This is a genomic window from Agrobacterium sp. FDAARGOS_525, from assembly GCF_003938925.1.
Taxonomy (GTDB): Bacteria; Pseudomonadota; Alphaproteobacteria; order Rhizobiales; family Rhizobiaceae; genus Agrobacterium; species Agrobacterium pusense.
Map to the genome: position 1 here is coordinate 62,628 of NZ_RKIU01000004.1, position 25,521 is coordinate 88,148.

30 protein-coding genes and 3 pseudogenes are annotated in these 25,521 nt (G+C 59.7%); 13 read left to right on the top strand and 20 right to left on the bottom strand.

Features of this window, described 5'->3' with window-relative positions; all coding sequences use genetic code 11:
- Position 1: 1 nt before the first annotated feature.
- Entirely contained in the window at positions 2–658 is a 657-nt protein-coding gene (locus EGT36_RS16820; protein ID WP_234882536.1) for a UdgX family uracil-DNA binding protein, read from the top strand.
- Between the two features lie 88 nt (positions 659–746).
- Entirely contained in the window at positions 747–1,088 is a 342-nt protein-coding gene (locus EGT36_RS16825) for a hypothetical protein (protein WP_210211232.1), read from the top strand.
- Positions 1,089–1,159: 71 nt separating this feature from the next.
- Here the strand turns inward: EGT36_RS16825 and EGT36_RS30545 are convergent, their stop codons facing one another.
- The 4 genes from EGT36_RS30545 to EGT36_RS16840 all read right to left on the bottom strand — a co-directional run bounded on the left by EGT36_RS30545 (position 1,160) and on the right by EGT36_RS16840 (position 2,556).
- Complete coding sequence (locus EGT36_RS30545; protein WP_157952787.1) at positions 1,160–1,306, bottom strand: hypothetical protein; 147 nt, start codon at positions 1,304–1,306, stop codon at positions 1,160–1,162.
- Positions 1,307–1,330: 24 nt separating this feature from the next.
- Positions 1,331–1,555, bottom strand: a complete 225-nt coding sequence (locus tag EGT36_RS16830) for a hypothetical protein (protein ID WP_004444479.1) — start codon at positions 1,553–1,555, stop codon at positions 1,331–1,333.
- Between the two features lie 28 nt (positions 1,556–1,583).
- Entirely contained in the window at positions 1,584–1,931 is a 348-nt protein-coding gene (locus EGT36_RS16835; RefSeq protein WP_072493713.1) for a DUF982 domain-containing protein, read from the bottom strand.
- 124 nt (positions 1,932–2,055) lie between these two features.
- Positions 2,056–2,556, bottom strand: a complete 501-nt coding sequence (locus EGT36_RS16840) for a YciE/YciF ferroxidase family protein (RefSeq protein ID WP_004444481.1) — start codon at positions 2,554–2,556, stop codon at positions 2,056–2,058.
- A 243-nt stretch (positions 2,557–2,799) separates the two neighbouring features.
- Between EGT36_RS16840 and EGT36_RS16845 the strand changes: the two genes are divergently transcribed.
- The 6 genes from EGT36_RS16845 (at position 2,800) to glgA (ending at position 6,991) form a co-directional block, all read left to right on the top strand.
- A complete protein-coding gene (locus EGT36_RS16845) occupies positions 2,800–3,159 on the top strand; it encodes a hypothetical protein (protein WP_125270638.1) in 360 nt (119 codons plus the stop codon).
- A 14-nt stretch (positions 3,160–3,173) separates the two neighbouring features.
- Positions 3,174–3,935, top strand: coding sequence for a Crp/Fnr family transcriptional regulator (locus EGT36_RS16850; RefSeq protein WP_125270639.1), 762 nt, complete (start codon positions 3,174–3,176; stop codon positions 3,933–3,935).
- 113 nt (positions 3,936–4,048) lie between these two features.
- Positions 4,049–4,285, top strand: a complete 237-nt coding sequence (locus EGT36_RS16855; protein WP_072493715.1) for a hypothetical protein — start codon at positions 4,049–4,051, stop codon at positions 4,283–4,285.
- Between the two features lie 110 nt (positions 4,286–4,395).
- Positions 4,396–5,010: a cysteine hydrolase family protein gene (locus tag EGT36_RS16860; protein WP_125270640.1), complete on the top strand. Its 615-nt coding sequence runs from the start codon at positions 4,396–4,398 to the stop codon at positions 5,008–5,010.
- Positions 5,011–5,131: 121 nt separating this feature from the next.
- Complete coding sequence (locus EGT36_RS16865; protein WP_004444486.1) at positions 5,132–5,314, top strand: hypothetical protein; 183 nt, start codon at positions 5,132–5,134, stop codon at positions 5,312–5,314.
- A gap of 162 nt (positions 5,315–5,476) precedes the next feature.
- Positions 5,477–6,991: a glycogen synthase GlgA gene (gene glgA / locus EGT36_RS16870; RefSeq protein WP_125270641.1), complete on the top strand. Its 1,515-nt coding sequence runs from the start codon at positions 5,477–5,479 to the stop codon at positions 6,989–6,991.
- 24 nt (positions 6,992–7,015) lie between these two features.
- On the opposite strand, the gene EGT36_RS16875 is transcribed toward glgA, so the two are convergent.
- Complete coding sequence (locus tag EGT36_RS16875; RefSeq protein WP_044458872.1) at positions 7,016–7,228, bottom strand: hypothetical protein; 213 nt, start codon at positions 7,226–7,228, stop codon at positions 7,016–7,018.
- Positions 7,229–7,425: 197 nt separating this feature from the next.
- Here EGT36_RS16875 and treZ point away from each other — a divergent pair, with 197 nt between their 5' ends.
- Entirely contained in the window at positions 7,426–9,216 is a 1,791-nt protein-coding gene (treZ, locus tag EGT36_RS16880) for a malto-oligosyltrehalose trehalohydrolase (RefSeq protein ID WP_125270642.1), read from the top strand.
- A 2-nt stretch (positions 9,217–9,218) separates the two neighbouring features.
- On the opposite strand, the gene EGT36_RS16885 is transcribed toward treZ, so the two are convergent.
- From EGT36_RS16885 to EGT36_RS30550, 4 genes are all read right to left on the bottom strand, one after another.
- Positions 9,219–9,743 carry a sigma-70 family RNA polymerase sigma factor gene (locus tag EGT36_RS16885; protein ID WP_004444493.1) on the bottom strand — a complete coding sequence of 175 codons (525 nt, stop codon included), beginning with the start codon at positions 9,741–9,743 and terminating at the stop codon, positions 9,219–9,221.
- 96 nt (positions 9,744–9,839) lie between these two features.
- Positions 9,840–10,535, bottom strand: coding sequence for a class I SAM-dependent methyltransferase (locus tag EGT36_RS16890; protein ID WP_125270643.1), 696 nt, complete (start codon positions 10,533–10,535; stop codon positions 9,840–9,842).
- An 11-nt stretch (positions 10,536–10,546) separates the two neighbouring features.
- The gene (locus EGT36_RS16895) at positions 10,547–10,804 is read right to left on the bottom strand and encodes a hypothetical protein (RefSeq protein WP_125270644.1); all 258 of its coding nucleotides are present in this window, start codon (positions 10,802–10,804) and stop codon (positions 10,547–10,549) included.
- Positions 10,773–10,964 carry a hypothetical protein gene (locus tag EGT36_RS30550; RefSeq protein ID WP_004444502.1) on the bottom strand — a complete coding sequence of 64 codons (192 nt, stop codon included), beginning with the start codon at positions 10,962–10,964 and terminating at the stop codon, positions 10,773–10,775. Before EGT36_RS30550 ends, EGT36_RS16895 begins: the two co-directional genes overlap by 32 nt.
- Before the next feature lie 152 nt (positions 10,965–11,116).
- Here EGT36_RS30550 and EGT36_RS16900 point away from each other — a divergent pair, with 152 nt between their 5' ends.
- The gene (locus EGT36_RS16900; protein ID WP_004444504.1) at positions 11,117–11,347 is read left to right on the top strand and encodes a hypothetical protein; all 231 of its coding nucleotides are present in this window, start codon (positions 11,117–11,119) and stop codon (positions 11,345–11,347) included.
- 40 nt (positions 11,348–11,387) lie between these two features.
- Here EGT36_RS16900 and EGT36_RS16905 read toward each other — a convergent pair whose 3' ends face one another.
- The gene (locus EGT36_RS16905; protein WP_022563908.1) at positions 11,388–11,585 is read right to left on the bottom strand and encodes a hypothetical protein; all 198 of its coding nucleotides are present in this window, start codon (positions 11,583–11,585) and stop codon (positions 11,388–11,390) included.
- A 195-nt stretch (positions 11,586–11,780) separates the two neighbouring features.
- On the opposite strand from EGT36_RS16905, the gene EGT36_RS16910 reads away from it, so the two are divergent.
- Positions 11,781–12,722, top strand: a complete 942-nt coding sequence (locus EGT36_RS16910; protein WP_286084091.1) for a c-type cytochrome — start codon at positions 11,781–11,783, stop codon at positions 12,720–12,722.
- A 4-nt stretch (positions 12,723–12,726) separates the two neighbouring features.
- Here the strand turns inward: EGT36_RS16910 and EGT36_RS16915 are convergent, their stop codons facing one another.
- The 8 genes and pseudogenes from EGT36_RS16915 to EGT36_RS16950 all read right to left on the bottom strand — a co-directional run bounded on the left by EGT36_RS16915 (position 12,727) and on the right by EGT36_RS16950 (position 20,815).
- Entirely contained in the window at positions 12,727–13,134 is a 408-nt protein-coding gene (locus EGT36_RS16915) for a c-type cytochrome (RefSeq protein ID WP_064264239.1), read from the bottom strand.
- A complete protein-coding gene (locus EGT36_RS16920) occupies positions 13,115–14,002 on the bottom strand; it encodes a cytochrome c oxidase assembly protein (RefSeq protein WP_125270645.1) in 888 nt (295 codons plus the stop codon). Before EGT36_RS16920 ends, EGT36_RS16915 begins: the two co-directional genes overlap by 20 nt.
- On the bottom strand, positions 13,990–14,301 hold the full coding sequence (locus EGT36_RS16925; RefSeq protein WP_125270646.1) for a hypothetical protein: 312 nt from the start codon (positions 14,299–14,301) through the stop codon (positions 13,990–13,992). The genes EGT36_RS16920 and EGT36_RS16925 overlap by 13 nt, the downstream gene beginning before the upstream one ends.
- Positions 14,298–14,900, bottom strand: a complete 603-nt coding sequence (locus EGT36_RS16930) for a cytochrome c oxidase subunit 3 (protein WP_125270647.1) — start codon at positions 14,898–14,900, stop codon at positions 14,298–14,300. Before EGT36_RS16930 ends, EGT36_RS16925 begins: the two co-directional genes overlap by 4 nt.
- Positions 14,897–16,806: pseudogene (gene ctaD, locus EGT36_RS16935) on the bottom strand (cytochrome c oxidase subunit I). Before ctaD ends, EGT36_RS16930 begins: the two are co-directional and overlap by 4 nt.
- Entirely contained in the window at positions 16,806–17,795 is a 990-nt protein-coding gene (gene coxB / locus EGT36_RS16940; RefSeq protein ID WP_125270648.1) for a cytochrome c oxidase subunit II, read from the bottom strand. Before coxB ends, ctaD begins: the two are co-directional and overlap by 1 nt.
- Positions 17,792–18,393 (bottom strand): annotated as a pseudogene (locus EGT36_RS16945) (c-type cytochrome). Before EGT36_RS16945 ends, coxB begins: the two are co-directional and overlap by 4 nt.
- Before the next feature lie 18 nt (positions 18,394–18,411).
- A pseudogene (locus tag EGT36_RS16950) lies at positions 18,412–20,815 on the bottom strand (FdhF/YdeP family oxidoreductase).
- Positions 20,816–21,035: 220 nt separating this feature from the next.
- Here EGT36_RS16950 and EGT36_RS16955 point away from each other — a divergent pair.
- Both EGT36_RS16955 and EGT36_RS16960 read left to right on the top strand, forming a co-directional pair.
- Positions 21,036–22,205 carry a zinc-dependent alcohol dehydrogenase gene (locus EGT36_RS16955; RefSeq protein ID WP_112552937.1) on the top strand — a complete coding sequence of 390 codons (1,170 nt, stop codon included), beginning with the start codon at positions 21,036–21,038 and terminating at the stop codon, positions 22,203–22,205.
- Between the two features lie 9 nt (positions 22,206–22,214).
- Positions 22,215–23,009 carry an SDR family NAD(P)-dependent oxidoreductase gene (locus tag EGT36_RS16960; protein ID WP_113730680.1) on the top strand — a complete coding sequence of 265 codons (795 nt, stop codon included), beginning with the start codon at positions 22,215–22,217 and terminating at the stop codon, positions 23,007–23,009.
- A gap of 54 nt (positions 23,010–23,063) precedes the next feature.
- Here EGT36_RS16960 and EGT36_RS31075 read toward each other — a convergent pair whose 3' ends face one another.
- A complete protein-coding gene (locus EGT36_RS31075; protein WP_286084092.1) occupies positions 23,064–23,195 on the bottom strand; it encodes a hypothetical protein in 132 nt (43 codons plus the stop codon).
- 138 nt (positions 23,196–23,333) lie between these two features.
- The gene (gene katE, locus EGT36_RS16965) at positions 23,334–25,487 is read right to left on the bottom strand and encodes a catalase (RefSeq protein ID WP_125270649.1); all 2,154 of its coding nucleotides are present in this window, start codon (positions 25,485–25,487) and stop codon (positions 23,334–23,336) included.
- Positions 25,488–25,521: the final 34 nt, after the last annotated feature.

Here is a 25,521-nt window from a genome sequence, read left to right on the forward strand (position 1 = left end):
CGTGCCGACCGCAGCCCGCAAGAACCGCCCCCCACCGGCCTTTCAGCCCGATCATGCCGATGCGCCTTCACTCGCTGCATTGCACAGGCAGGCCGAAGGCTGCGAACGTTGCGATCTTTACAAGAATGCCACCCAGCTGGTTTTTGGCGAGGGCAGAAACGATGCGAGCGTCGTGCTTGTCGGCGAACAGCCCGGCAATGACGAAGACCTGAAGGGCCATCCATTTGTCGGCCCCGCCGGCCGGCTGCTCGACGCGTGCCTGCAGGAAGCAGACGTCGATCGCTCGCAATGTTATGTCACCAATGCCGTCAAGCATTTCAAGTTTGAACAAAGGGGCAAACGGCGGCTCCATGCGCGCCCCAACAGCGGGGAAGTGCAGCGCTGCGCGTGGTGGCTGGGAGCGGAACTGCGGTTACTCAAACCAGAGCTGATCGTCGCCATGGGCGCGACGGCTTTTTATTCGCTCACCGGCCGTACCAGCCGAGTGACCGCGCAGCGGGGGCATCTCTCCACCACCCCTGGCGGAACACGCCTTCTCGTGACCATTCACCCTTCCTACCTGCTGCGCCTTCGCGACCGCGACGAGGCGCGACTACAACGGCAGGCCTTCGTCGCCGATCTGCGCAAGATAACGAAATTTCTGGCGGCGGCAGAATAAGCGGTCTGCTGGCAGCAATCATTTCCAGCCGCGGGAACAAGCTTCTTCAAGCGTGGTTAGGCACTGCCGAAAGGGAGGATTGATGGCGATGAAGAAGAAAATCGAATGTGAGATCATGGCACATGAAAATGGCTGGGCCGTTCTGGTCGGCAGCGTCATGGAGGCTGTTTATCCAAGCCGTTATCTCGCGGTAACATCGGCGAAGGCGCGGCACATGGACTTCATCCTTGTGGACGAAGCCATGCCACTGCGTCACTCGACGACGGACGTCATGGCGACCGACCGGGCGGTATGGCGCCGAAACGGTGAAGCGTTCCGGCTGACAGTCGCCGCGCCTTACCAGGTGGACATTCCCTTGAAACGCAGGCGCGGGGAAATAAACACGCCGGTCTCGATTGAAGGCCGGGACCTGGCCACTGGAAAATTTTAAGGGATACGGTATGGATGCCGTCCGAAAAAGATGCCGGACGGCATCGCTCCATCTATCCGCCAGGCGCCGGTTCAGCTGGCCAGCAGCCAGACGAGAAAGCCGCCGATAAGGATGAAGACCAGGATGACGCCAAGCAATCGCGCCAGCCCCTCATTGGTATTGGTGTCTGCGCCGACAATCGTCCAATAGATCGATTTTTCGTCTGTCCGTTCGCTCATCTGCCTCTCCTCGCGGGATACTTGTCAGGATACGCGGCCAGGATGCGTACCGACAAGGAAAGATAATGCAATCACGATAGCCAGTGCGAAGATAACCAAAGCATAAATCATCATCCTCTTCCATGTTCGCTTCCGTCCGCGAAAGGCACCGTCATCGACGCCGACGGGCGAATATTTGGAATCGAACTCCTCGCTGACAGGGCGATTGAGGTCCTCTTCCGGTTTTATGCGGTCGCGTGGCTCGGCCATCTTGTCCTCGTGCTTTCTGTTCCGGGTCTTAACGGCGGGGCGCGGCCGCCAAACTCCCTTTGCCGCCAGCTTTCGCCCCCGGAAAGAGCGGCAGCTGAGTATTTTCGATACCCGACGATGGGCCAAGCGGAATACCGGCCTCCAGGCATGCTGCAATCAAATGCTCTCTTGCAACCGCCGAAGAGCCGTTTCTCAACATGGCCAGGCGGCAACTCCTCAAAGCCCGAGCGTAATGGACGCCTGCCTTTTCAGGCCATTCCTCCTCCAGCAAACGAACCGCCTCATCCACGCCAGAAACGTTGAAGCAGCGGCCGCCCAGGAAAATTTCAAGCGGATATGCGCCGAGCAGCGGAATTGTCGTCATCTTTTTCTCCATCGCCGTGGCATTTGCCACGCGGTCGTGGACTATGCAGGGTTCGGGCGCGGAAACAGCCCGCGCCGTCACTTACGGGTCGACTTTCGCATCCGAAATGCGGAAGACGGACCAAGCGCTATTTCCGTCAGGCGGCTTTCTGGCTTTTCGGGTTGGCAACCGTCGCGGCGAGTTTCGTCAGTTTTTTATCGGTTGCGCCTTCTTCGTCGAGGTTTGCCTGAAGCAGCGGAACGCCTTCATCGATGCCCAGCTGGCCCGCCCACGCCACCAGAGTGCCATAACGGGCAATCTCGTAATGTTCGACGGCCTGCGCGGAGGCAATCAGGCCCGCATCGAGCGCCGGCGAATCCTTGAAGGATTCGATGATTTCCTCGGCTTCCGCAATAATGCCCTGAATGGCCTCGCAGGTCTTGCCGCGCGCATTCTTGCCGATGATTTCGAACACGCGCTCCAGACGCTCGATCTGGCCTTGCGTCTCATCCCGGTGCTGCAGGAAACCCTGTTTCGCCTCTTCGAGCTGCGCGGCGCGCGCCATTTTCGGCAAGGCCTTGAGTATCTGTTTTTCCGCATAATAGATGTCCTTCAGGCCATCCAGAAACAGATCATCGAGCGTTTTTTGACTAGCCATTTACGTCTCCTTGAGTGAACGACGCCCCGAACCCCGCGTGCCCGTAATTGTTCCGCTCTGGCAAAAAAGACCTGAAAAAAGCGCATCCGGACGTGCCGCGTTCATCGCCGGTGCATGTTCAGAACTACACAGTAGTGCTTTCTCGCATATATTTGATGAAATCGGATGAACCGACTACGGTTAGTTAGACATTATAGTATTGAATGGACATACGCATTGCCGGTGGCATGCGAGGAGCAAGGCATGCAGACTATCAAGCGTCTCCCTATACTGGTCATCGGCGCGGCCGACACAGTCACACCGGAAATAGCAAGAGCCTGGTCCCGAGCGCAGGTTGGCCTGATAGGTCCCTATACAGCCGACGTTATGGAAAATGACGATACGCTGCTGTTTTCCGCCGCCATCATCGATGTCCGCTACGAGGCCGAGATCATGCTTCGTCTGACCGATCAGCTTGAAGAGAAGGCCGTTCCCTACCTGTTTTTCGTGCCCCGACCGGTCTTCGAGAGCGAACCGGGACCTTTTGTGCTCTCCGCACGTTCAGAGGACATAGACAACATTGTCTCCGCCTTGATCGCGCAGGGAGGGGGCATAAGACACTAGCGAGGCAAAGTGTTATGCTGGAGCGGAGCAACGGACGAGAAGAAACGGGTTTCCTCCTTTCCCTTCTTGATGCGGAAATCCGGAGCGAAGTGCTGAAGGCGTCGACATCGTTGACACTTTCGCTTGGCGACAAACTTTTCTCAGCCAGTCAGCGCATCGATCGCGTGCTTTTCCTCGCCTCGGGCATAGCATCCATCGTTGTAGTTTCCAGATCAGGACGGAAAACCGAGAGCGGCATCGTCGGACATGAAGGTTTCATACCCACCGGCGCACTCGCCGGCGCGGAGGAGAACTTAACCGAGATCGTCGTTCAGGCGCCGGGCAAGGCGGTGGCTATGGACATGGAGGTTTTCCGCAGCCTGATGGCGAAACATCAAATATTCTCGGACATCGTGATCTGCGCCTCGCACGTCGCGAGGACGCAGGTGGAATGCACGGCCGCCGCCAACGCCACCGGCACGGTCAGCCAGCGCCTGGCGCGTTGGCTCCTGATGTGTCACGACCGCGTGCGTGGCGACCAGCTACAGTTGACCCACGATTTCCTGTCGATGATGCTGGCGGTGAGGCGCCCGAGCGTGACGGACGCCCTGCACGTCCTCGAAAGCGAACGCCTGATCCGCGCCGAGAGAGCGAAAATCACCATAAGGGACCGGCAAGCGCTGGAAACATATGCGCAGGAATATTACGGGCTGGCAGAGGAGGAAAGTGCGCGGGTATTCGCGCGCTTTCATGCGCAGATACCCGAAGTGGCCGGAAGACATAATCTCGCATTATAGGCAGATCGGCGCCTTCGGTACGGTCACGACCATTTACCTCCACTCTTTTCCGTATAAGATAGACAGGTGATCCCTTTTTCGGCCTCGCAAACGCAGCCGCCAAGGAGGTGAAATTGTCCGCCTATCGCGCCTATCAGAGTTCGGGTATCTTCCTGAATGACGATATCAATACGGTCAAGTCGGCTTATGACAGCGTCCTGGCCGGAGAGCACGATCCCAGCCTTTGCTTGGAGGACGTCGCCCGTTACGTCCTCAAAATGTATAATCGGGGCCTTGTCGATCCCGGCAAGCTCCATGAAATGTCGGCGCTTTATTTCAGAATGAGGCGCGCCGGCCAACGCCGGGCGTAGGCCCTTGGGTCGTCGATGCGGCGGGGCTAAGGCGGCCGTGCGGGCGGAACTTTCGGCGGACCGGATTGTTAGCTGACGGTAGCTGACCCACAAATCATTCGGACATTCCCATGAATTCTGAAGAGGGCCTCTTTCCCCGGTGGTGTCATCTTTGCATCGACATGCAGCGCATGTTTGCGGAAGAGACGCCATGGCACGTGGACTGGATGCCGCGCATCATCGACAATGTCGGGCGGGTGGTTGAGAACTCGCCGCAAACGACCATTTTCACCCGCTTCATCCCACCGCCGGATGCCGACGCCGCCTCTGGGCGGTGGGGGCGTTATTATGAGAAATGGTGGATGATGACCGGCGAGTACCTTCGCCCCGAAATGACCGATATCGTCCGCGAGTTCGCGGGCTACGTTCCACCTGCGGAAGAATTCCTGAAAACCACCTATTCCCCCTGGACGGATGGTCGCCTGCACCGAAAACTCGTAGGCCAAGGGGTCGGCACGCTTGTCATTTCCGGTGGGGAAACGGATGTCTGCGTACTCGCAACCGTGCTGGGGGCGGTGGATCTGGGGTATCGCATCTTCCTTCTTGAGGACGCCGTCTGCAGCGCACGCGATGCAACGCATGATGCCTCGCTGACGGTATTGAGGGGCCGTTTCGCGGCACAATTGACCCTCGTCAGCACGCAGGACTGGCTTCAGGCCAAAGAGGAATTCCTGCGCAGCGATTAACCCCGAAAACGCCGCGTGGAAAATTAGCGACCGCGACGAAACGGACGGGAACAATCGCTCGGAAGCAGGGTTCGACTCGTTCGATCGAAACGATCAGCACCAGATGCGAACGAGGTTCAAAATGACCAGAAAAACGCTCCCCATTCCGAAAGACAACCAAACGGACAAGGGCCCGGGCGACAATGAGCGCCTCAATGCGGAGGAAGCCTCTTCTGCGAAGGAGAAGAACGCCTCCACCCGCACGGGACGACAGGCCAACATAAAAATCAACACCACCCATCAGGGACATCAGCAGGATCGATAGCGTTCCGCGGCGCCAAGGCAGAATTGCGGATCGGCCGTCCTTCTGAGCGCCGCCGCCTGCCCCCGTGACACGGCACACCCACTAAAGCGGCGAGAGGCTTTGCAAACAATAGAAGCCCCGCGTCTACTCACGATGACAGATCGACGAAATGCGGAGGCATTCATGCAGATTCTTGCCGTCACGGCCGAGATGTTCCCTTTCATCAAAACCGGCGGGCTGGCCGATACGACGGGAGCATTGCCGGACGCGCTTGCCAAACTGGGTGCGGAGGTGCGCACGCTGCTGCCGCTCTATCGCAAACTGCGTCCCCTCATCCGCGGGCACCAGCCCTGCTTCTCCGGGAGCGTGCTGGGACAGGATGTTACGGTATATTCGCTCGTTGCCGACCAGAAGAATTTGCTGCTGCTCGATGCGCCCGACCTCTTTGACCGGGATGGGCATCCTTACGGCGAAAAGGACCATCCGTTTCCGGACAACGACCTCCGGTTCGCCGTCCTGTCCAAGACCGCGGCGGACATTGCCCTTGGATCAATCCCTGGGTGGAGGCCGGATATCGTCCACGTTCACGACTGGCACGCCGCCTTGACCTGTGTCTATCTCGTCGACGCGGCGCCGGGCGAGGTGCCGACCGTCCTGACCATTCACAACCTCTCATTTCAGGGTCAATATCCTTTTTTGCGCGCAAGGGTTCTGGGGCTTCCGGACGAGCTCTGCACGGTGGAATGCCTCGAATATTACGGCGACATCTCTTTTCTGAAGGGCGGCCTGACGACAGCATCGGCCGTTACCACGGTCAGTCCAACCTATGCGCGCGAAATCCTGACACCGGAAGCCGGCATGGGCATGCATGGCGTGTTCGGCACGCGAAGCGAAAGTGTGCGCGGCATCGTCAACGGCGTCGATCAGGATGTCTGGAATCCCGCGACCGATCCCTTCATTCTCGCGAATTTCATGTCGGCCACCGTGGCAAGGCGGAGCCTGAACAAATATGCGCTGCTTCAGGCTCTGGGCCTTGCCCACACACAGGGCCCGGTATTTGGTGTGGTAAGCCGCCTCACCTGGCAAAAGGGCGTTGATCTCTTGCTCGATGTTGTTCCCCTCATCATCGCGCGGAAAGGCAGGCTGATCGTTCACGGAGAAGGAGACGGGCAACTGGAAGATGGCCTGCGTGACCTGTCGAAAAGATATCCGGAAATGGTCTGTGCCCATATCGGTTATGACGAACGTCTGGCCCACATGATCCATGCGGGGTCGGATTTCATCATCCAGCCGTCGCGCTTCGAACCATGCGGCCTGACCCAGCTTTACGCATTGCGATACGGCGCCCTGCCCATCGTCAGCCGCACCGGAGGTTTGGCCGAGACGATCATCGACGCCAACGACGCCGCCATAGATGCGGGGGTTGCTACCGGCTTTCAGTTCGAACCGGCAAATATCGACGACCTGCGGGCGGCGCTGGAGCGCGCCATCGCTGCGTTCAACAACAGGGAACTCTTCAAGCGCCTCCAGGCCCAGGCCATGCGTGCCAACTTTTCCTGGGAAAAGAGTGCGGCGCAATATCTGGCGCTTTTTGAAGGACTTGTCAGCAAAGAGCCGCAGGAGTCGCTTTCGTTTCCCGACATATTGCCGGACGCATTCGCGAGAATGCGTATCGAGCGGCGGCAGGCCAGACAATAAGGCAAACGCCGCCTTTACCGCGCATCAAAGGAGCCGGTCCTGTTTCCAGCGGACATAGGGAGCGAGCGACTGGCCAGGAAACCGGTTTTCGATCTCCGTGGCTGTCAAATCCACCAGTGCTTCCACTTCCTCCAGCCCCTCCTTCTCGCTCTTCGCTTCGAGTTCGCGCATCTTGTGGAATAACTCGTCGTCCGTTGCCACGCGGAGAAAGTCGGCAAGGTCGGTTTCCTGTGTCATGTCACCGTCTCTTTCTGTCTTCAGGTCAGCGATCGGACGGCAAGCTGATGCCCGCCGAGCCGTCGTTTTGGCTGTTCAACGGCGAACGACGGCCAAACCCGTTTGTTCCTTTCATCAGCATATTCCCGGTGCGGAGGCAGGAACCGACCAACGGCAATCCGGTTAGGACCAAACGAGGCTGACTGGAGGTTCCGTGAATGTTCAACGCAATGAAATATCGCAAATGGGGCGTGCAATTCGATGCTGCAGGAGATGCGCGCTTTCGCATATGGGCGCCCGGTTCTGATGCGCCGAGGCTCGTTATAAACGGCGCGGAATACGAAATGCGGTCTGAGGGGAACGGCTGGTACGAAGCCGTTGCAGCGGATGTGAGTGGCGGCGCCACCTATCACTTTGTTCTGCCGGACGGGCGTGAAATCCCCGATCCGGCCTCACATTGGCAGGAAGGCGGCCTGGATGGCCCGTCAACCATCATCGATCACGACTTTGCGTGGCAGCATGAGAATTGGACCGGCAGGCCGTGGCACGAGGCTATGATCTACGAGGTTCACATCGGCACGTTCACGGAAGAAGGGACGTTCCGGGCGGCCGAAAAGAAGCTGGAACGACTGGCTGAACTCGGCATCACCGTCATTGAGGTGATGCCGCTCGCGAGTTTTCAGGGAGATCGCGGCTGGGGCTACGACGGCGTTCTGCAATTTGCGCCGCAGCGGGATTATGGATCGCCGGACGACCTCAAAGCCTTCATAGATGCGGCACATGGCCTGGGGATGATGGTTTTGCTGGATGTGGTTTACAATCATTTCGGGCCGGAGGGGAACTTCCTTCAAACTTATGCGCCCGACTTTTTTCAGAAAAACGAAACACCCTGGGGCCCTGCTCCCGATTTCGACAGCGTGGATGTGCGATCATATTTCCTGCAAAACGCTCTTTACTGGCTTCAGACCTACCGTTTTGACGGGTTGCGGATCGATGCCGCCGACCATCTGGCCGGCGGCGGCGGCGAGGTGGATTTCCTGACAGAGCTTGCCCAGACGATCAGGCACAAGGTGACGGGCAGGCATGTGTATCTTGTCATAGAGGATGCAAGAAACACGGCAAAGCCGATGACGCCCGAAGAAGATGCTCCACCGCTGGTAGACGCCCAGTGGAACGACGACTTTCATCACGTCGTTCACGTCATGACGACCGGCGAAGATGGCGGTCTTTATCAGGATTTCGTTTCGGACCCGGAGAGCCTGCTTCGTCGGTCGCTTGCGACCGGCTTCGTTTACCAGGGCGATCCGCGCCCTTCCCGGGACTTTGCGGGGAGCGGCGAACGCAGCGATCATCTATCCCCGCAAACCTTCGTGAATTTCCTTCACAATCACGATCAGGCCGGAAACCGGCTTTGCGGCGAAAGACTGCGTGCCCTGCTCGAACCAGCTCTTTTCGATATACTAGAGTGCATTCTACTGCTCTCCCCCCAAACGCCGCTGATGTTCATGGGCGACGACCACGCATCGACGCAGCCCTTCTACTTCTTTTCCGACCACCCGCAACACGATCGGGAAGCCGCGATAAAAGGGCGGTTGCGGCAGGCAGAAATGTTTCAGGGAGCTCTTCCCGAAAACGCGCGCGATCTTGTCCAGGACCCCAATGATGTGCGCACGCGGCTCGTTTCTACCTTGAACTGGCGTCAGGCCGATGAGGAAGGTGGGAGACGGGCAAGCGACATCCTTGCGGGATTGCTTGCAAAGCGCCGGCAGTATGTCTGGCCCCTGCTCGCTTCGGAATTCGGAGGCGGGACGGCACTCGGTTCGCCTGCGCGAACGCTTGCCATAGACTGGGCGTTTGCGGCCGGCCGGTTGCAGCTCAGGGCAAATTTATCCGATGCTCCGGCGGATCTGCCACCGGTGGAAGGGGAAATCTTCCACCGGCTTGGCGACATCGACGCGCAAACGGGGAAATCCTGCAGCTACAGTGTGCTGTTTGCAGTGGCCCGCTGATGTCAGGCGAGATTGCGCCGCAGGGATTCGCGGGCGCGGTTGACGCGGCTCTTGATGGTGCCCACCCTGCAGCCGCAGATGGAGGCTGCATCGGCGTAGCTCGTTCCTCCGGCAACGAGCAGCAGCGCCTTCTTCTGATCCGCATCCAGATCGCGGATTGCGCGCATGACTTCATCGTGCTCCATCCGCCATTCCTGACTGGCGGGGACCGACATCGTTTGCTCTATTCCCGCCGGCAGCCCGACGCATTCGCGCCTTGCAACCTTGTATCGGGTACAGAAGGTGTTCCGCAAAATGGTGAACAGCCACGATTTCAGGGCTGTTCCGGGGGTGAAGCGGTGCAGGGAACGAAGCCCCCGCATCATGGTTTCCTGAACGAGATCGTTGACATCCTCGTCATTTCTGACGAAACGACGCGCAAACGCCGTCAGCGCTGGCGCGAGATCGGCAATTCCGATACGCAAGGTCTCAAGTTGCGCTTCGCTTAGTGCGGGGCCGGACTCTTCATTTATAGCGTGTTTGGCCATGGTCCTTCCTTTCACATAGAAGGGAAATGGCCCATCTACCGCTTGGTTGCCGTACGCCAACGTACAATGCGTATTTTTTCGGCGGTACCAGAGGTCCTAGTGACCCGAAAGGGACGCGGTCTTCTCAGACGTCTCCGGCGACGAGCGGGAAAGACGCAGCAGACGAAAATACCCGGTTGGGGGGATCGTCCTGTTTTCCGCCAGATGGAAAGACGGGTTGCGGCGCAGCCAGTCCTCAATCCCGTCCAGACGAAATGCCGAACTGAGCCCGATGTTATGGGCCACCGGCGAGACCATCTGTTCTATGCGGCGAACTGCGCCGCTGCTGTCGGTGATCTTGCTGACGATGACGATCTCGCCACGCGGCTTCAGCACTCGGGCGCATTCGGAAAGCAGCCGGCCGGTATCGGGAATGAGCGTGATGACGAAGGGCAGCGAAATCACGTCGAAGGACGCATCCGGGAACGTGGTTTCGCAGGCATCCATCACATGCAGTGCCTTCACATGCGGCAGTGAACCGCCTGCCACCTTTGTTTTGGCCTTCCGGAGCATGTCCGCTGAAATGTCGATCCCGGTCACGTTGCTGGCCGGAGGATAAAGCGGAAGGACCAGCCCCGTGCCGACGCCGATTTCGAGAATGTCGCGACCGGCACCACCCACACATCTGGCCAACTCCATCTGCGCCCGCTTGAGAAAGAAGCCGTAGACACGGTCATAAACCGGGGCCCAGAACCGATATGCCTTTTGCTGCTGTGCCCGGTTCGGGATGCTCGATACCGTTTCGTCGCTCACTCGCCTCTCCCTCAGCGTGAAATGAACTTGTTGAAGCGGCTCTCGCCGCCCGACGTTCTGTCCTGATAAAGGAATGCCAGCTTCCTGTCCTCGAAGATTTCAAAAAACTCGTCCCATGGTATGGCCTTCAGCGCATCCTCCGGCTCACCGAAATCGATCCTGAGGATCCCTCCATCGCCCGAGACGTCCACTTTGGCAGGGTGGCCATCGCGCTGCTCCGCCCATTTCCGTATCGTGTCATGATCGGTGGTTGTTGCGGATTCCGTCATCGTTGTTCTCCTTGTCTTCGTCGCGTCCATACCGGGAGCGCCTTTCGCGTTCGGCGTTTTCTGTCGCCTTTTCACGGTCTTTGCGGCTTTCATCGCTTTCAGTCGAGCGTGCGTCATCGGTGCCGGGTTCGGGCCTGACATCGTCCTGTGATCGGGTCATCGCGGAAGCCCCTTTTTTTTTAAAACATCCTGCAGCGCAGACCCTGCGGTCCGCTCTCTCCTCCTAACCCCGGGAGCAAAAAGCGGTTCCGTACTAATGGTTCGAGGGAACAGCATTGGCGTAAAAAGGTTAGGGACAGACAGGAGGATGCCATGACGAAAAAAGACAAGCTCGAGCAGATTCACAAGGACAGCGCGCCCCAGTTTGCCCCCGGCAAAAAGACCTCGACCAATAACGGCGTTGCGAGCGCGAAGCCGAGGGTCATCACCGGCTCGGACGACGCAACCGCCAACAAGCTGCCACCAGGTACAAAAAAGCCGGAAAAAGACTGGGACATCAATTACGACGAGCGGGAAAGCAACGAGGGCGACTTTCGCGGCTAGAGACGCGGTGCCCTTGCCGCGCCGAGTGTTCGCGAAGCGGCTACCGAGCCAAGTCCTCGACAACCAGTTCGATGGATTGCGGCTCGGCGCCCTCCTTCGTCTGCACGCTCAGAACACTTCCGGTGTTCAGCACGCCTTCGAGGAGCGTTCGACCGTCGATGGTGATTTTGACCACCTTGGGAGTTGCGGCCTCTATGTTCAGGCTGTTGCAGGTCTCGTGATCAGTTTCCGGGTCCACGTGCCGACCTCCATTGGGATTGGACATGCCGGCCTAACCACGGTCGGCTCCGGTTGTTCCCGAACGGCGGCCATGACTGGCGACATGATCGCGCGGGAACCACAAACGGCATGCGAAGTTCGATAGCGGCGGATCAGCCGTGCGGCCGGAACCCGGCGCAATCATAAAAGTATGCTCTGACGATGGACCTTTCCGATGATGGTTCGCGAGACTCCCGGTTTTCATCTGTCGGTTCAGCCAGGCCGGCTGTTGATATGGTGTCTCGCAGCCGCGGCCTGCCTGGGGGGTTGGCTTCTGACCACGCCGAAGCCGGTCTTCGGACCGAACGACATCGGATCATCGCCCGGCGATCCGCAGCAGGGAAAACTGGTATTTCTGGCTGCAAGCTGCGGGTCCTGCCATGCCACGCCGGGACAGCCGGACTCGCTCGTGCTCGGAGGCGGATTGGCGCTTTCCTCCTCCTTCGGCGTTTTCCGTCCGCCGAATATATCCCCCGACATTGCCGATGGGATCGGCTCCTGGACCGTTGAAGATTTCGCAAATGCGCTGGTCGCCGGCATATCGCCTGACGGCCGCCATTATTATCCGGCCTTTCCCTATACGAGCTATACGGGAATGAAGATCGAGGACATAAAAAACCTTTACGCCTATCTGCGGACCCTGCCGCCTGTTTCCGGCAAAGCGCCGCCGCATGATCTGTGGCCACCCTTCAGGTTGCGCCGTGCCGTTGGCGTCTGGAAGCTTTTGTTCTTTGAAGAGGTCGGCAAACCGCAGGCGATCACCGGCGATCCCGCTCTTGATCGCGGCTCCTATCTGACGGAGACGCTTGCCCACTGTGCCGAATGCCATTCCAGCCGTAATATCTTCGCCGCCATCCGCCCGGAAACCCGTTTCGCTGGTGGTCCCGACGCGGAAGGCACGGGCTTTGTGCCAAACATCACGCCGGCACGTCTCAGCAGGTGGACGCAGACCGACATCTCTACCATGCTCGCAACAGGCCAGAAGCCACAGGACGGACATGTCGGGTCCGCAATGGTGGACGTGGTCGCCAATCTTTCGCAGTTGCCACAGGAAGATCGCGACGCGATTGCCCGCTACATCAAGGCCTTGCCGGCAAGGCAAACCCCGCATCCGTGACCCGTCAGTGAGCATAAAGATAGGCCGCGACATGGCGCGCTTCGGCCTCGGTGATACCGGTTTCCGGCATAGCGCTCTGCCGCGAAAAATGCGTCGGCGAGACAATCCAGCGAATGAGGTTGTCCGGTGTGTTGTTGAGGCCGTCACCGATATAGACCCGCTGGCGAAGTGAACGTAGTTCGCCTCCCACCTTCCCGTCCGCACCGGCAACGCCGGGGATCGCGTGGCAGCCCGTGCAGCCGTAGCGCCGGAAAATCCCGGGCGCCAGGCGCGCATCACCGCCAGTCATTGCCGTGGCAACGGCGCCGCGCTGAGACACGTTCTTGACGATTGCGACCGCAATGCCCGTGGCAAGCGCCGCCGAAAGCACCGCAACAAGTATAAGCCCGGTTCTAGAGAAGGGACGCGCCATATCGGTCCTCCCTGCCCGACCGGGAAATCCACATCGCCAGCATCGCGAGCGCCGCCCCGGCATAGATGACACCGCCGGGCACCCACATCAGGAGACCGGCAAGCTGCTGGTCCTCGAAGGGCGTCAGGCCCCATGCCGGCGCGTCTCGGGTCTGGGCCACGTAAATCACCTGTGGCGCCAGCGCGATCAGGGCGCCGAGAATGCTGGTATGCATCATCGTGACAAACAGGTGCCAGGCCGCAAGCCCCCGGTCCGCGCGCCAGAAAACTGCCCACCAGAACAGGATCGCGGTCAGAAAGAAAAAGAGATGCTGTATCCGGTGCAGTGGCATGTCGCTCACCGTCGCATCGAACAGCGCAGGCGCATGCCAGCCCCAGATGGCAAGCCCGTGCAGAGATGTTGCCACAGCCCCGCCGGCAAGAACATTCCAGCTGGCCCGCACGCGCCTGTCGGTCATCACCGCAGCCACACGACGACGAACCATGCGCGGCATGCTCCAGAGAAAGATACCGACGGGGCGCGCCAGCACGATCAGCGGCGCGGCAACCCCCATTACCATCTCGTGCTCTATCATGTGGAACGTAAACAGGTGCTCGCCCATGGAATGGATCGGAGAGACAAGTGCAGCAACCAGAACAAGCCAGCCGCCGGAAAAGGCGAAGGCGGACCTCGCCATCCACCGGCGGGTGCCCGACCGTCTCCACAGCCGAAAAAAACCGGTACTGAAAAGGCTGGCTGCGACAAGCAGCGGTCCGATGATCCAGCCATCGAAAGTCCATATCATCGCCGTCGGATGCGGCTCCCCCTCATGGGCCGAGAGCGGCCCGGCGCTGACCAGCAACAGAAAGATCAGTGTCAGCGCGCGCATGGGTTCAGCAGCAATGTCGCTGCCCCCTGAAGAAGGAGTGCGAAGGCAAAAACCAGCGCGACGAGGACGCCCAAAGACATCAGGAACATCGCCATCCGCGATGCCGTGGAACTCCGGCCCCTTACCGAAAGAACGCCGCAGGTAACCGCTATCCCGGCAGAGAGGAAGGCAGCGACAGCTGTAAAGCCCGTCCGGCTGCCGCAATCGACCGCCGGCAAGATCTGGCCGAGCTGCGTGTTGAACGCCCAGATCAGGGGAGCGCCGAACAGTCCGGCAATATCGAGGGTTTTCAGGGTCATAGCCGTGGTATCCAGTAAAGGCAGGCGTAAAGCGGAAGCCAGGTTACGACGACGAAATTCCAGTAGAGCGCGTTGTCCTCTACATCGCCGTAACGGCGGGCGCTGTCGCCATGCCGGGTAAACATCAGGCAGGTCAGGACGATGGTATCGATGAGGTCGGTCAGAATATGGGTCGTGTGCAGTCCGAGGATCGTCCACACGATCGATCCGTAGGCATTGTCATCCCACTTCACCTGGAGGGCTGGGAACTCAAAGGCGCGCACCGCCAGCAGGACAAACCCGATTGCGGACATGACGACTAAACCGAAACGGACGTGAACAAGCCGCCTCTGCCTGGCCCAGCGACTGACGAGGACATTCGGAACGACGCTGACGACAAGCAGCGCTGTCAGCACCGTGCCGGCTGAAAGATCCGGCGGCGGGGCGTCGATCGGCCATCGTGGTGCCAGGCTCATCAGGTAGAAATAAACGGCGACCGCCAGCGCGAAGCCCGTTCCTTCGATCAGCATGAAGGCGCAGGTTCCCCACCATATGGGGCTGGCGGTGCCGTTGCCGGACATCGGCAGCTTGGAGACATCGAGCGCGACACGTTCCTTCATGCGTCCTCCTCCGCCATTCCTTTCGGCCAGAACCAGCCGATCAGCGCTACAGCAATCGGGATCGATCCCCAGACGACTGCCCAGGGGGAGAACATGGACCAGATGAGCATGATGGACGTTGCAATGGCCGCCCAGAACGGCCACACGGAGTCGGTCGGGGAAGCCTCGCGGGCTTCGGGCAGCGCCTCGACGACGCTGGTGACCAGAATTTCACGGCGATCAACCCGCATCCCCGCGACAACAGGCAGTTCTCCGGTGTTCTCCCACAGTGGATCGCGGCTTCCCACCACGGGTATGGAGCGGAAATTGAAGGGCGGCGGCGGAGAGGGGGTTGCCCATTCCAGCGTGGCGGCGCCCCAGGGATTGTCCCCGGCGGGACGGCCTTTGGCAAAGCTTCGGACGATATCGATGAAAAAGACGAGAAAACCTGTCGCCAGCACGACGGCGCTGAGGCTCACGAAGAGGTTGAGGCCCGCCCATGGCATCTCCGGCTAGTAGGTATAGATGCGTCGCGGCATTCCCTGCAGACCGAGAATATGCATTGGAAAAAACGTCAGGTGGAAGCCGACGAAGATCAGCCAGAAGCTGATGCGGCCAAGCGTTTCGCTCATCATCCGGCCCGTCATTTTTGGAAACCAGTAATAGACGGCTCCGATCAGGGGAAAAACGGCGCCCCCGATCAGGACGTAGTGAAAATGCGCGACCACGAAATAGGTGTCGTGAACCTGTGTGTCGAAGGGCACGGACGCCACCATGACGCCCGTCAGACCACCGATGACAAAGGTGACGATGAAGCCGATGATGAAAAGAAGCGGGGTCTTGAAAACCGGCCGCCCGGCCCACAATGTTGCCAGCCAGCAGAATATCTGCACGCCGGCCGGCACGGAAATCGCCATGCTGGAGGCAGTGAAGAAACTTTCTCCGAGTTTCGGCAGGCCAGCCACAAACATGTGATGCACCCAGAGACCGAAAGACAGGACACCGGTTGCGACAAGCGCCATGACCATGGGCATGTAACCGAATATCGGCCGGCCGACAAAGGCGGGCAGGATGGTGGAGACCATGCCCACAGCCGGCAGGAAGATGATGTAGACCTCCGGATGTCCGAAAAACCAGAAGACATGCTGCCACAGGAGCACGTCCCCTCCTTCGGCCGGATTGTAGAAATGGGTGCCGACGAGACGATCCATGATCATCGTGGAACTGGCGAACATGATCGCGGGCATGGCGATGATGACGAGAAAGGCCATGACCACCATTGCCCAGACGAGAAGCGGAATTCGATCGAGCGACATGCCGGGAGCGCACTGCTTGAAAACCGTCACCACGATTTCCACCGCAATGGAGAGTGCGGAAGGCTCCGTAAAGGTTATCATCTGAGCCCATATGTCGGCGCGTTTGCCGGCGCCATATTCCGGGCCCGCGAGCGGCACATAGGCGAACCAGCCGACATCAGGCGCGCTGTCCAGCACGAACGAGACCCAGAGAAGCAGCCCGCCCACAAGGAATACCCAGTAGGAATAGGCGTTCAGCCGGGGAAAGGCGATTTGCGCGTCCCGACCATCAATGGCACGAAATAAACTGCCATCGCCTCCATGACCGGCACGGCGAAGAGGAACATCATGTTCGCGCCATGCATGGTGAATATCTGATTGTACCGGTCCGGGTCGATAAAACGCGCTTCGGGCGTTGCCAGCTGCAGGCGCATGACGAGAGCAAGCAGGCCGCCGAGTATCAGGAACACGAAGGCCGTGACAATATATCGCCGGGCTACAACCTTGTGGTCGACAGTACCAATCGCGCCCCAGAAACCGCGGCTCGACCCCCATGTTGTTTCGAGCGCGCTCTCCATGCCGGGAACCGGCAGATCGGTATCCATGAGGATGGAGGCCTGTTTTCCCGCCATCAGTCGAGCCCCTCCATATAGGCGGAAACCTGCCGCAACTCTTCCCCGGTGAGCGGCACCAGCGGCATGTTGTTGCCCGGTTTCAACGTCTGTGGATCGGCGATCAATGCCGCAAGCGAGCCGCGTGTGGTCTCCAGCAGGCCTGCGCCGATCGTGCGGCGGCTGCCGACATGGGTAAGATCAGGCCCCGTGGTGCCGGCGGCCGGCGTTCCCCTGACGGTGTGGCAGGCGGCGCATTGCTTGCGCAGGAACACGGCCTTCCCGGCCAGAGCATCTGCGTCTTGCGGCATGGCGGCCACCGCCTTCTGCTTATTGGCCCACCGGCGATAGGACGCCTCGTCATCGGCCATGACCATGAAAGCCATGTGGCTGTGTTGAAGGCCGCAGAACTCCGCGCATTGGCCCCGGTAAACACCCGGCCTGTCAGCGCGAAACACAAGCGTATTCTCTCGTCCCGGAACGAGGTCCATCTTGCCGGCAAGGCTGGGCACCCAGAAGGAATGAATCACATCCGGGCTTTCGAGCAATACCCGGACATTCCGCCCGACCAGGATGTGCATTTCGTTGGCGGTCTGAAAACCGCCATCCGGTGTCGCATCTTCGTATATGAACTGCCACCACCATTGCTGGGCGCGAACACGTATCGTCAAGTCTGCCTCGCCGGTGAAGTTTATGGCCCGCGTTGCAAGAAAGCTCGCAAGCGTCAGGCCGGCGACAATGAAAACCGTCATCATCACCGCGCCCGTGACGAAAAGCTGCAATCGCTTGCCGCTTGCCGTCTCGTTCTGCGCCACCCGCCGGCTTCTGACGAGAGACAGGATCAGGATCGCGATCACTGCCAGCCACACGACGAGGCTCACCGCCACGATGAAGAGGATCAGATTCTTCAACATCGACGCTGACGGCCCCGCAGCGTTCAGCACCGACTGAACGTCGCCGCACCCCGAAAGCAGGGTAAGGACAGCAAGGAGAGCGGCGACGATCTTCAAGGCACCGGCTCCTCCGGTCTTTTCCACGCTGACCCTTCGTTGAAGAGGATGGCAGCAGGCGCCCGGTTCTCAGCCGGACGGGTCTGACGGTCGTCATTACGGGCCGGGGCCGCCACCGATGGCGAATAGGCCCCGATGGTTCTCACATATCCCGCAAGCTGCCAGATCTCTTCAGTCGTCATCCTGGCGCGGAAAGGCGGCATGCCGTGCGGCCGGCCATCCCTGATCGACGCCGCGACAGAGACCATGGATGGTCCATAAATCCATTGACCGTTGAGAAACGATGGACCTTTGCCGCCTTCGCCTTCACCGTGGCAAGCCGGGCATCCGAACCATGAATAGAGGGTTTTCCCTGGGAAAGATCATAAGCACCGTTTTCGAACGGCCTGCCGAGAGCAAAATAAACTTCCGGCGGCGCGCCGGCCACAGGAACGGGCATGAAGCGCAATCGCTCAAGCGCTGCCGTTACGGGAGGGTCGCTGCGGAATGTTCGCGGTTCACGCCAGTAACCCATGATCGCCGCTGCTCCGATTAAAGAACCGCATAGAGCGGACCATAGAAGTGTCGCTGAACGATTGGCCTTTTCCCTCCTCCGCATCCCGCACCTCGAGCATCCTCAGTTGGAAGGAACCGTGGTTGACGGCGTCAATCGGACGGGCAGCAGCTTGTATGATGGCGTCTTCGCTTTCGGACTATGATGGCTCAGCGGAAACAACGGGTTGGTTTCCGGAAAATAGCCAGCACAACAGCCATGGGGAATATCATAGGCAACGATCCTGAACCCGCGGACCGCCCTTGGCGTCTGCGGCTCGATTGCCGTAACGATATCGACGATATCGCCGTCGGCAAACCCAAGCAGGGCGATGTCATCGACATTCATGAACAGAACCTGCCGCGTTCCTTCCACGCCGCGAAAACGGTCACTATAGCCGTAGACGGTCGTGTTGAACTGGTCGTTGGATCGCAACGTCGACAGGTGCAGGACGTCCGGACCCGACGCCTCAGGCGGGAATTCGGGGAACAGGCGGCCGGGGGGTCAGGAAATTCGCCTTGCCGCTTGAGGTTACCCATTTTCGCTCCCTTGCGGGCAATGGGCGCGGGATGCCCCCGGGTTTGAAAAGCCGTTCGTTGAAGTTCCTGAAGGTTTCCGGATAGGTTTGCTCTATGGCGTCACGAATGCGCGAATAATCGTGAACCCATTGCTGCCAAGGAACGTTGCCGCGCGTCAACGTCGCCACGGCCATGCCCGCAATGATCGCCGGTTCCGAGAGCAACTCCCGGCTGGCCGGCTTTGCCCTGCCACGCGAACCATGGAAATGCGCAACGGAACTTTCCATGGAGACGGCCTGGGGCCCTGTCGCCTGTTCATCGATTTCGATGCGTCCGAGACAGGGAAGCAGAAAGGCGATCTCGCCGTGGATGACGTGGCTGCGATTGAGTTTCGTTGCGATCTGGACCGTCAGCCGCAGCTTGCGCCACGCGGCTTCCATCGCCTCGGTTTCCGGCGCTGCCCGCAAAAAATTGCCGCCGAGGCTGATGAAAGCCTTTGTTTCCCCGGCGAGAATGGATTTGCAGCTGTCGACCGTCGAGTGGCCTTCCCACGCGGGCGGCTGGAACTGGTATAGGTCGGCGAGCTTGTCCAGCGGCACGAGGCCGGGTTTTTCCGTAATGCCGACTGTACGCTGGCCCTGCACATTCGAATGGCCCCTGACGGCACAGATATTTGCACCCGGCTTGCCGATATTGCCGCGCAGCAGCGCGAGGTTGGCAACCATGTGAACGTTCTCCACGCCCATCACATGCTGGGTGAGGCCCATGCCATAGACCATCATCACCGCGTCGGAATCCGCATATATGGCGGCGGCTTCCATCATCTCCTCGCGGGTCAGGCCTGAAACGCGCTCTAGCTCCTCCCATTCATGGCGGCGGGCTGCAGCGGCGAAATCGTCAAAACCCGCCGTGTGCTCGGCAAGAAAATCATGATCGAGCACATGCTTCTTGTCAGCCGCGGCAATGGCAGCGGCAAATGCGACCGCCGCCGCATTGGCCGGATCGCGCGGCTGCCCATCCGAGCCGGAAACCTTGCTTGCGGCACTCGCATGCAGCACGTCGTCTGCCTCGACAAGCGCCTTGCAGATACCGAAAAGGGCAGCGATATCGCCGCCATTCTTCACCTGGTAATACTTCGTCGAGATCGGCGTCGCGGGGGTCGCCAGCATCTGGCCGGGCGACTGCGGGTTGACGAAGCGCTCCAGCCCCGCCTCCCGCAGCATGTTGAATGTCAGTATCTTCACGCCGCGGTCGACCGCATCCTGCAGATCGTGCAGCAGTCGCGGCGAGGATGTTCCGACATTCTGCGCCATATAGAAAATGCAGTCGCAATTCTGGAAATCCGAAAGGATCGCCGTTCCCACGGAAGCGCCGATGCTTTCGGGCAGGCCGACGGACGAGCTTTCATGGCACATGTTGGATGAGTCCGGCAGATTGTTACTGCCATAGATGCGGGCAAAGAGCTGGTACATGTAAGATGCTTCCAGCGAGGCGCGGCCTGAGGTGTAAAACTCCGCCTGCTGCGGCGCGATAGCGCGCAGCTCCCGGCCGATCTCCTCGAATGCGGCCTGCCAGCTGACTGGCAGATATCTGTCCGTGGCCGCGTCCCAACGCATCGGCTGCGTCAGCCTGCCCTGCTCTTCCAGATCGTAGTCGCGCCAGCCCTCCAGTTCGGCAAGGGTGTGTCTGGCGAAAAACGCACTGTCGGCGCGTCGGTTCGTTATTTCCCACGCGGTGGCTTTCGCGCCATTTTCGCAAAATTCCAGGGGATGGATCTTGGCCGGTTTCGCCCAGGCGCAGCTGACGCACATGTACCCCTGCGGCTTGTTCTGGTGTTTCAGCAATGTCGGACCGGACAGGGGAACATGTTCCCTCAACAGCACCTCTCCCACCGACTTGGCCGATCCCCAGCCGCCGCCCGGACCGGGCTTAAACCCGATATCGGGAGCTGCCTTGCGTCGTGATGTCATGATCGATGAACTCCCGAATTGCTGAGTAACCGAACCTCTGAAAGCGCGGCGGGTTTCCATTCTCTAAAAAAAATTCCGCCCTGCCTTGCCGCCGGGAGCGAGAAGGTCCCGGTGCCGCGGGGAACTTTCGCGCGGACGCCCGGTTAGGCACCCGCTCGACAAAGGGCGCTCTCGACAAAGGGCGCTTCTGACAACCCAGCAGACAATGAAGGTGAGCGACATGAAGGCACTGACCTGGCACGGCAAACACGACATTCGCTGCGAAAGCGTTCCCGATCCGAAAATCGAGCATGGCCGCGATGCGATCATCAGGGTCACGGCCTGCGCGATCTGCGGCTCAGACCTCCACCTCTATAATGGCATCATGCCGGACATGCACAGCGGCGACATCATGGGCCACGAAACCATGGGCGAGGTGGTTGAGGTCGGTAAGGACAATACCGCGCTCAAGGTCGGAGACCGCGTGGTCGTCCCCTTCACCATCGCCTGCGGCGAGTGCTTCTTCTGCAAGCGTGGCTATTATTCCGGCTGCGAACGCAGCAATCCCGATCCGCACAAGGTGCGGAAGATGTGGGGCAATTCGCCCGCCGGCCTGTTCGGTTACACCCATCTTCTCGGTGGCTTCAGCGGCGGCCAGGCGGAATATATGCGAGTGCCTTACGCCGATGTCGGGCCGATAAAGGTTCCGGACGGTCTGACCGACGAGCAGGTCCTCTTCCTGTCCGATATCTTTCCGACCGGCTATATGGCCGCGGACTTCTGCAACATCCAGCCGGGCGATACGATTGCGATCTGGGGCTGCGGTCCGGTGGGTCAGATGGCGATCCGTTCCGCCTTTCTCCTCGGTGCGGAACGGGTCATCGCCATCGACGCCGTGCAGGAGAGGCTCGATCTCGCGGCGAAAGCCGGCGCGATGACGCTCAATTACCTCGACGAGGACATTTACGACCGCATCATGGAACTGACCCATGGTCGCGGCGCGGATGCCTGTATCGATGCGGTAGGAACGGAGCCCGATCCCGCGGCAGGATGGGATTCGAGGATCGACCGCATCAAGGTCGCCACCTTCATGGGGACCGACCGGCCGCATGTACTTCGTCAGGCAATCTATTGCTGCCGCAATTTCGGTACGGTCTCGCTGGTCGGCGTCTATGGCGGTCTTCTTGACAAAATTCCCATGGGTTCCGCCATCAATCGCGGCCTGACGTTCAAGATGGCGCAGACGCCCGTTCAGGCCTACCTACCCAACCTCATGGGCCGCATCGAAAGAGGCGAAATCGACCCGTCCTTCGTCATTACCCATCGCGCCACCCTCGATGAAGGACCCGACCTCTACAACACCTTCAGCCACCGCGACGATGGCTGCATCAAAGTCGTCCTGAAGCCGTAGGAGGTGATCATGAGCAGGGAAGAATCCACCAAGGGCCTTGCAGTCGTCACCGGCGCTTCGTCCGGCATCGGTTATGAGCTCGCCCGGTGCGCCGCGCAGGATGGTTACGACCTCATCATCGTGGCCGATGAAAATGACATCGATGCCGCGGCCACCCGGCTGCGCGCGGCCGGCACGCAGGTAGAGGCGGTGCGGGCCGATCTTTCGACACAGGCTGGCGTGGAGGAGCTTCTCACCCGCATCACCGCCTCGTCGCGGCCCGTCGATCTTCTGTTCGCCAACGCAGGACAGGGCCTGGGCGATGGCTTTCTCGATCAGAGAATGGAGGACATCCAGCGGGTCATCGCCACCAATATCAGCGGCACGATTGCGCTGGTTCATGCCCTTGCAGGCGGAATGCGCCAGCGTGGCAATGGACGTATCCTGTTTACGGGTTCCATCGCCGGTTTCATGCCGGGCACGTTTCAGGCGGTCTATAACGCTACCAAAGCGTTCATCAATTCCTTTTCCTTCGCGCTGCGCGAAGAGCTTGATGGCACGGGTGTCACGGTAACCTGCCTGATGCCGGGCGCGACGGACACGGAGTTCTTCGAGCGTGCGGACATGCTCGACACCCCCGTTGGCAGACAGAAGAAGGATGATCCCGGTTTCGTGGCCAAGGCCGGCTATGAGGCGATGATGAATGGTGAGGGCGATGTCGTGTCCGGCTGGAAAAACAAGCTGATGTCGGCGATGGCCAATGTAACGCCGGCGGAAACGCTCGCCAGACAACACCGCAAGATGGCAGAGCCGGATGGGAAATAGCCTCGCAGCACTTCCGGCGCCACGAAGCCACATCCGGCACGGCCGGACTCCACCTCAATCATCCGTGCCGCGCTTGTGGTGCGGGCTTTCCTGAACGACCCAGCGTGTGGCGAACATCCCGCCGATCGTCAGCAGTGATGCAAGGACAAGGACGATGGTCAATCCGTTGTCGCGGACAAGCTTCATAATCAGACCTCGCTCTGGACAAGACCTCCGGGTGAGAAGTGCCGCCAAATGTGGCGGCACTTTCGTCTGCCGGTGCTGCGGCGCACTGGCCGCGGGCGCGGCGCTCCCTTAAACGATGAGGGCACGCCGCCCGTTGCGTTATCCGTTAGCGACAGGGACTGATGCCTTCCCAAGCTTGACCGACGGTTCGCGCGCCCAAACGCGCAACTTGCCGAGTTCGGAAACAAAGGCTGCCAACCCGTCTTCTCCCGGCAGAGGCAAGACGCCCTCATCCATGACATCGGCAATTCCGGCCTTTTTCAGCAATGGCAGGGCCGACTGGTCATAACCGATAAACTTGCAGTGCTGGAACGCATCCGCGACAAAATCCCGGGCCGTTGCTTCCTTGACGAGATCGTCGATGGCCTCTGCCGATGTCAACAAGGCCACCGCATCAAAGAGAACCGAAGGACCGCCATCGATCATGTAATGCGCTTTAATGAGAGTGCCGTCCGAAGCCACGGCGCCCCCGACTTTAGGCGCGATCAACTCGAAGACGGCCTTCTCGGCCGTAACAGCCCCGGTCAGCCCCTGCAGCAATTTTGCGTCGACGCCATCCGTAATGAGAATGCCGAGCTTGCGCCCTTCGAAACGTTGCGGCCCTCGATTGACGATGCTGAGGGCGGGTGAAGGCTCCAGGTCCTGTCGGGTCGGCACTGCCGCCTCCGCCGGTTTAGGCATCGACTGGAAACCAAGCTTCTGGGCAACTGTCGACGCAAGCGTTTCATCGATGTTGAGGAGGTGTGACACCATCCGTTCACGTATGGCGACCGTCTCCACCCTGCTCAGCTCGAAAGTGAGGGCGGAGGCGATATGGCGCTGTTCGGGAGGAGTCTGGCTGAGATAGAATTGCCTCGCCTGACTATAGTGATCTGCGAAGCTCTCCGGCCGCAATCTCGCCTTGGCGCCCTGCTCTTCGCCTGCAAAATGTGTAAAGCCGCGCGCTGGCGATTCTCGCGGGCCTTCGCCAAAGGAGTTGGGCTGATAATTGGCGCGCCCCGTTGGATTGCGCATCGCCATGTGGCCGTCCTGCTGGAAATGCGCGAAGGGACATTTGGGCGCATTGATGGGCAGGTGCGTGAAGTTCGGCCCGCCGAGACGCTTCAATTGTGTATCGAGATAGGAGAAATTTCTTCCCTGCAGCAGCGGGTCGTTACTGAAATCGATCCCCGGCGGCACGTTCTGCGTCATGAACGCCACCTGTTCGGTTTCGGCAAAGAAGTTGTCCGGCATGCGGTCGAGAACCAGCCTGCCGACCGGCTGCGGCGGCAATATCTCCTCGGGAATGATTTTGGTGGGATCGAGGACATCGAAATCGAAGCTGTCGGCGAAATCCTGGTCGAAAAGCTGGACCTGCAACTCCCATTCCGGAAAATTGCCGGACTGGATGGCCGCCCAGAGATCGCGACGGTGGAAATCGGGATCGGCACCATTGATCTTCACCGCCTCGTTCCACGCCACGGATTGGAGACCCAGCTTCGGCTTCCAGTGAAACTTCACGAAAGTCGACTGGTTTGTCGCGTTGATGAAACGGAAGGTGTGCACGCCGAACCCTTCCATGAACCGGAACGACCGCGGAATGGTGCGGTCGGACATGATCCACATGACCATGTTCATGCTTTCGGGCGTGAGGCTGATGAAATCCCAGAACGTATCATGAGCCGTTTGCGCCTGCGGAAAGTCGCGGTCTGGCTCCTGTTTTGCGGCATGGATGAGGTCGGGAAATTTGATGGCGTCCTGGATGAAGAATACCGGGATATTGTTGCCGACGAGATCCCAGTTGCCTTCCTGCGTATAAAGCTTGACGGCGAAGCCGCGCACGTCGCGCGCAAGATCGAAAGAGCCCTTATTGCCGGCCACGGTCGAAAAACGCACGAAAGCCGGGGTTTTTTCGCCCGCACGCTGGAAGAGATCCGCTTTCGTGTAGGCGGCTAGGGAATCGTAGGTCTCGAAATAGCCATGGGCCCCATAACCGCGGGCATGAACGACACGTTCTGGAATTCGCTCATGATCGAAATGAAAGAGCTTTTCCCTGAAATGGAAATCGTCCATGACAAGCGGGCCACGAGGACCGACGCGAAGCGTATTCTGGTCGTCGGCGACTGGCCCGCCCTGCGCTGTCGTCAAGACGGGTGCGTCGCCTTCGGCGGTCTGGTGCAACTCGCCGCCCTCGCCGCGGGAAAGTTTCTGGTCGTGGATCGTAACAACGTCGCTTTTTCCCGCCGATGCGGTGGTGTCCGGTTTTTTGGCCATGGTAACTCCTGAAAGCTTTTCGCAAGGGCGTGGC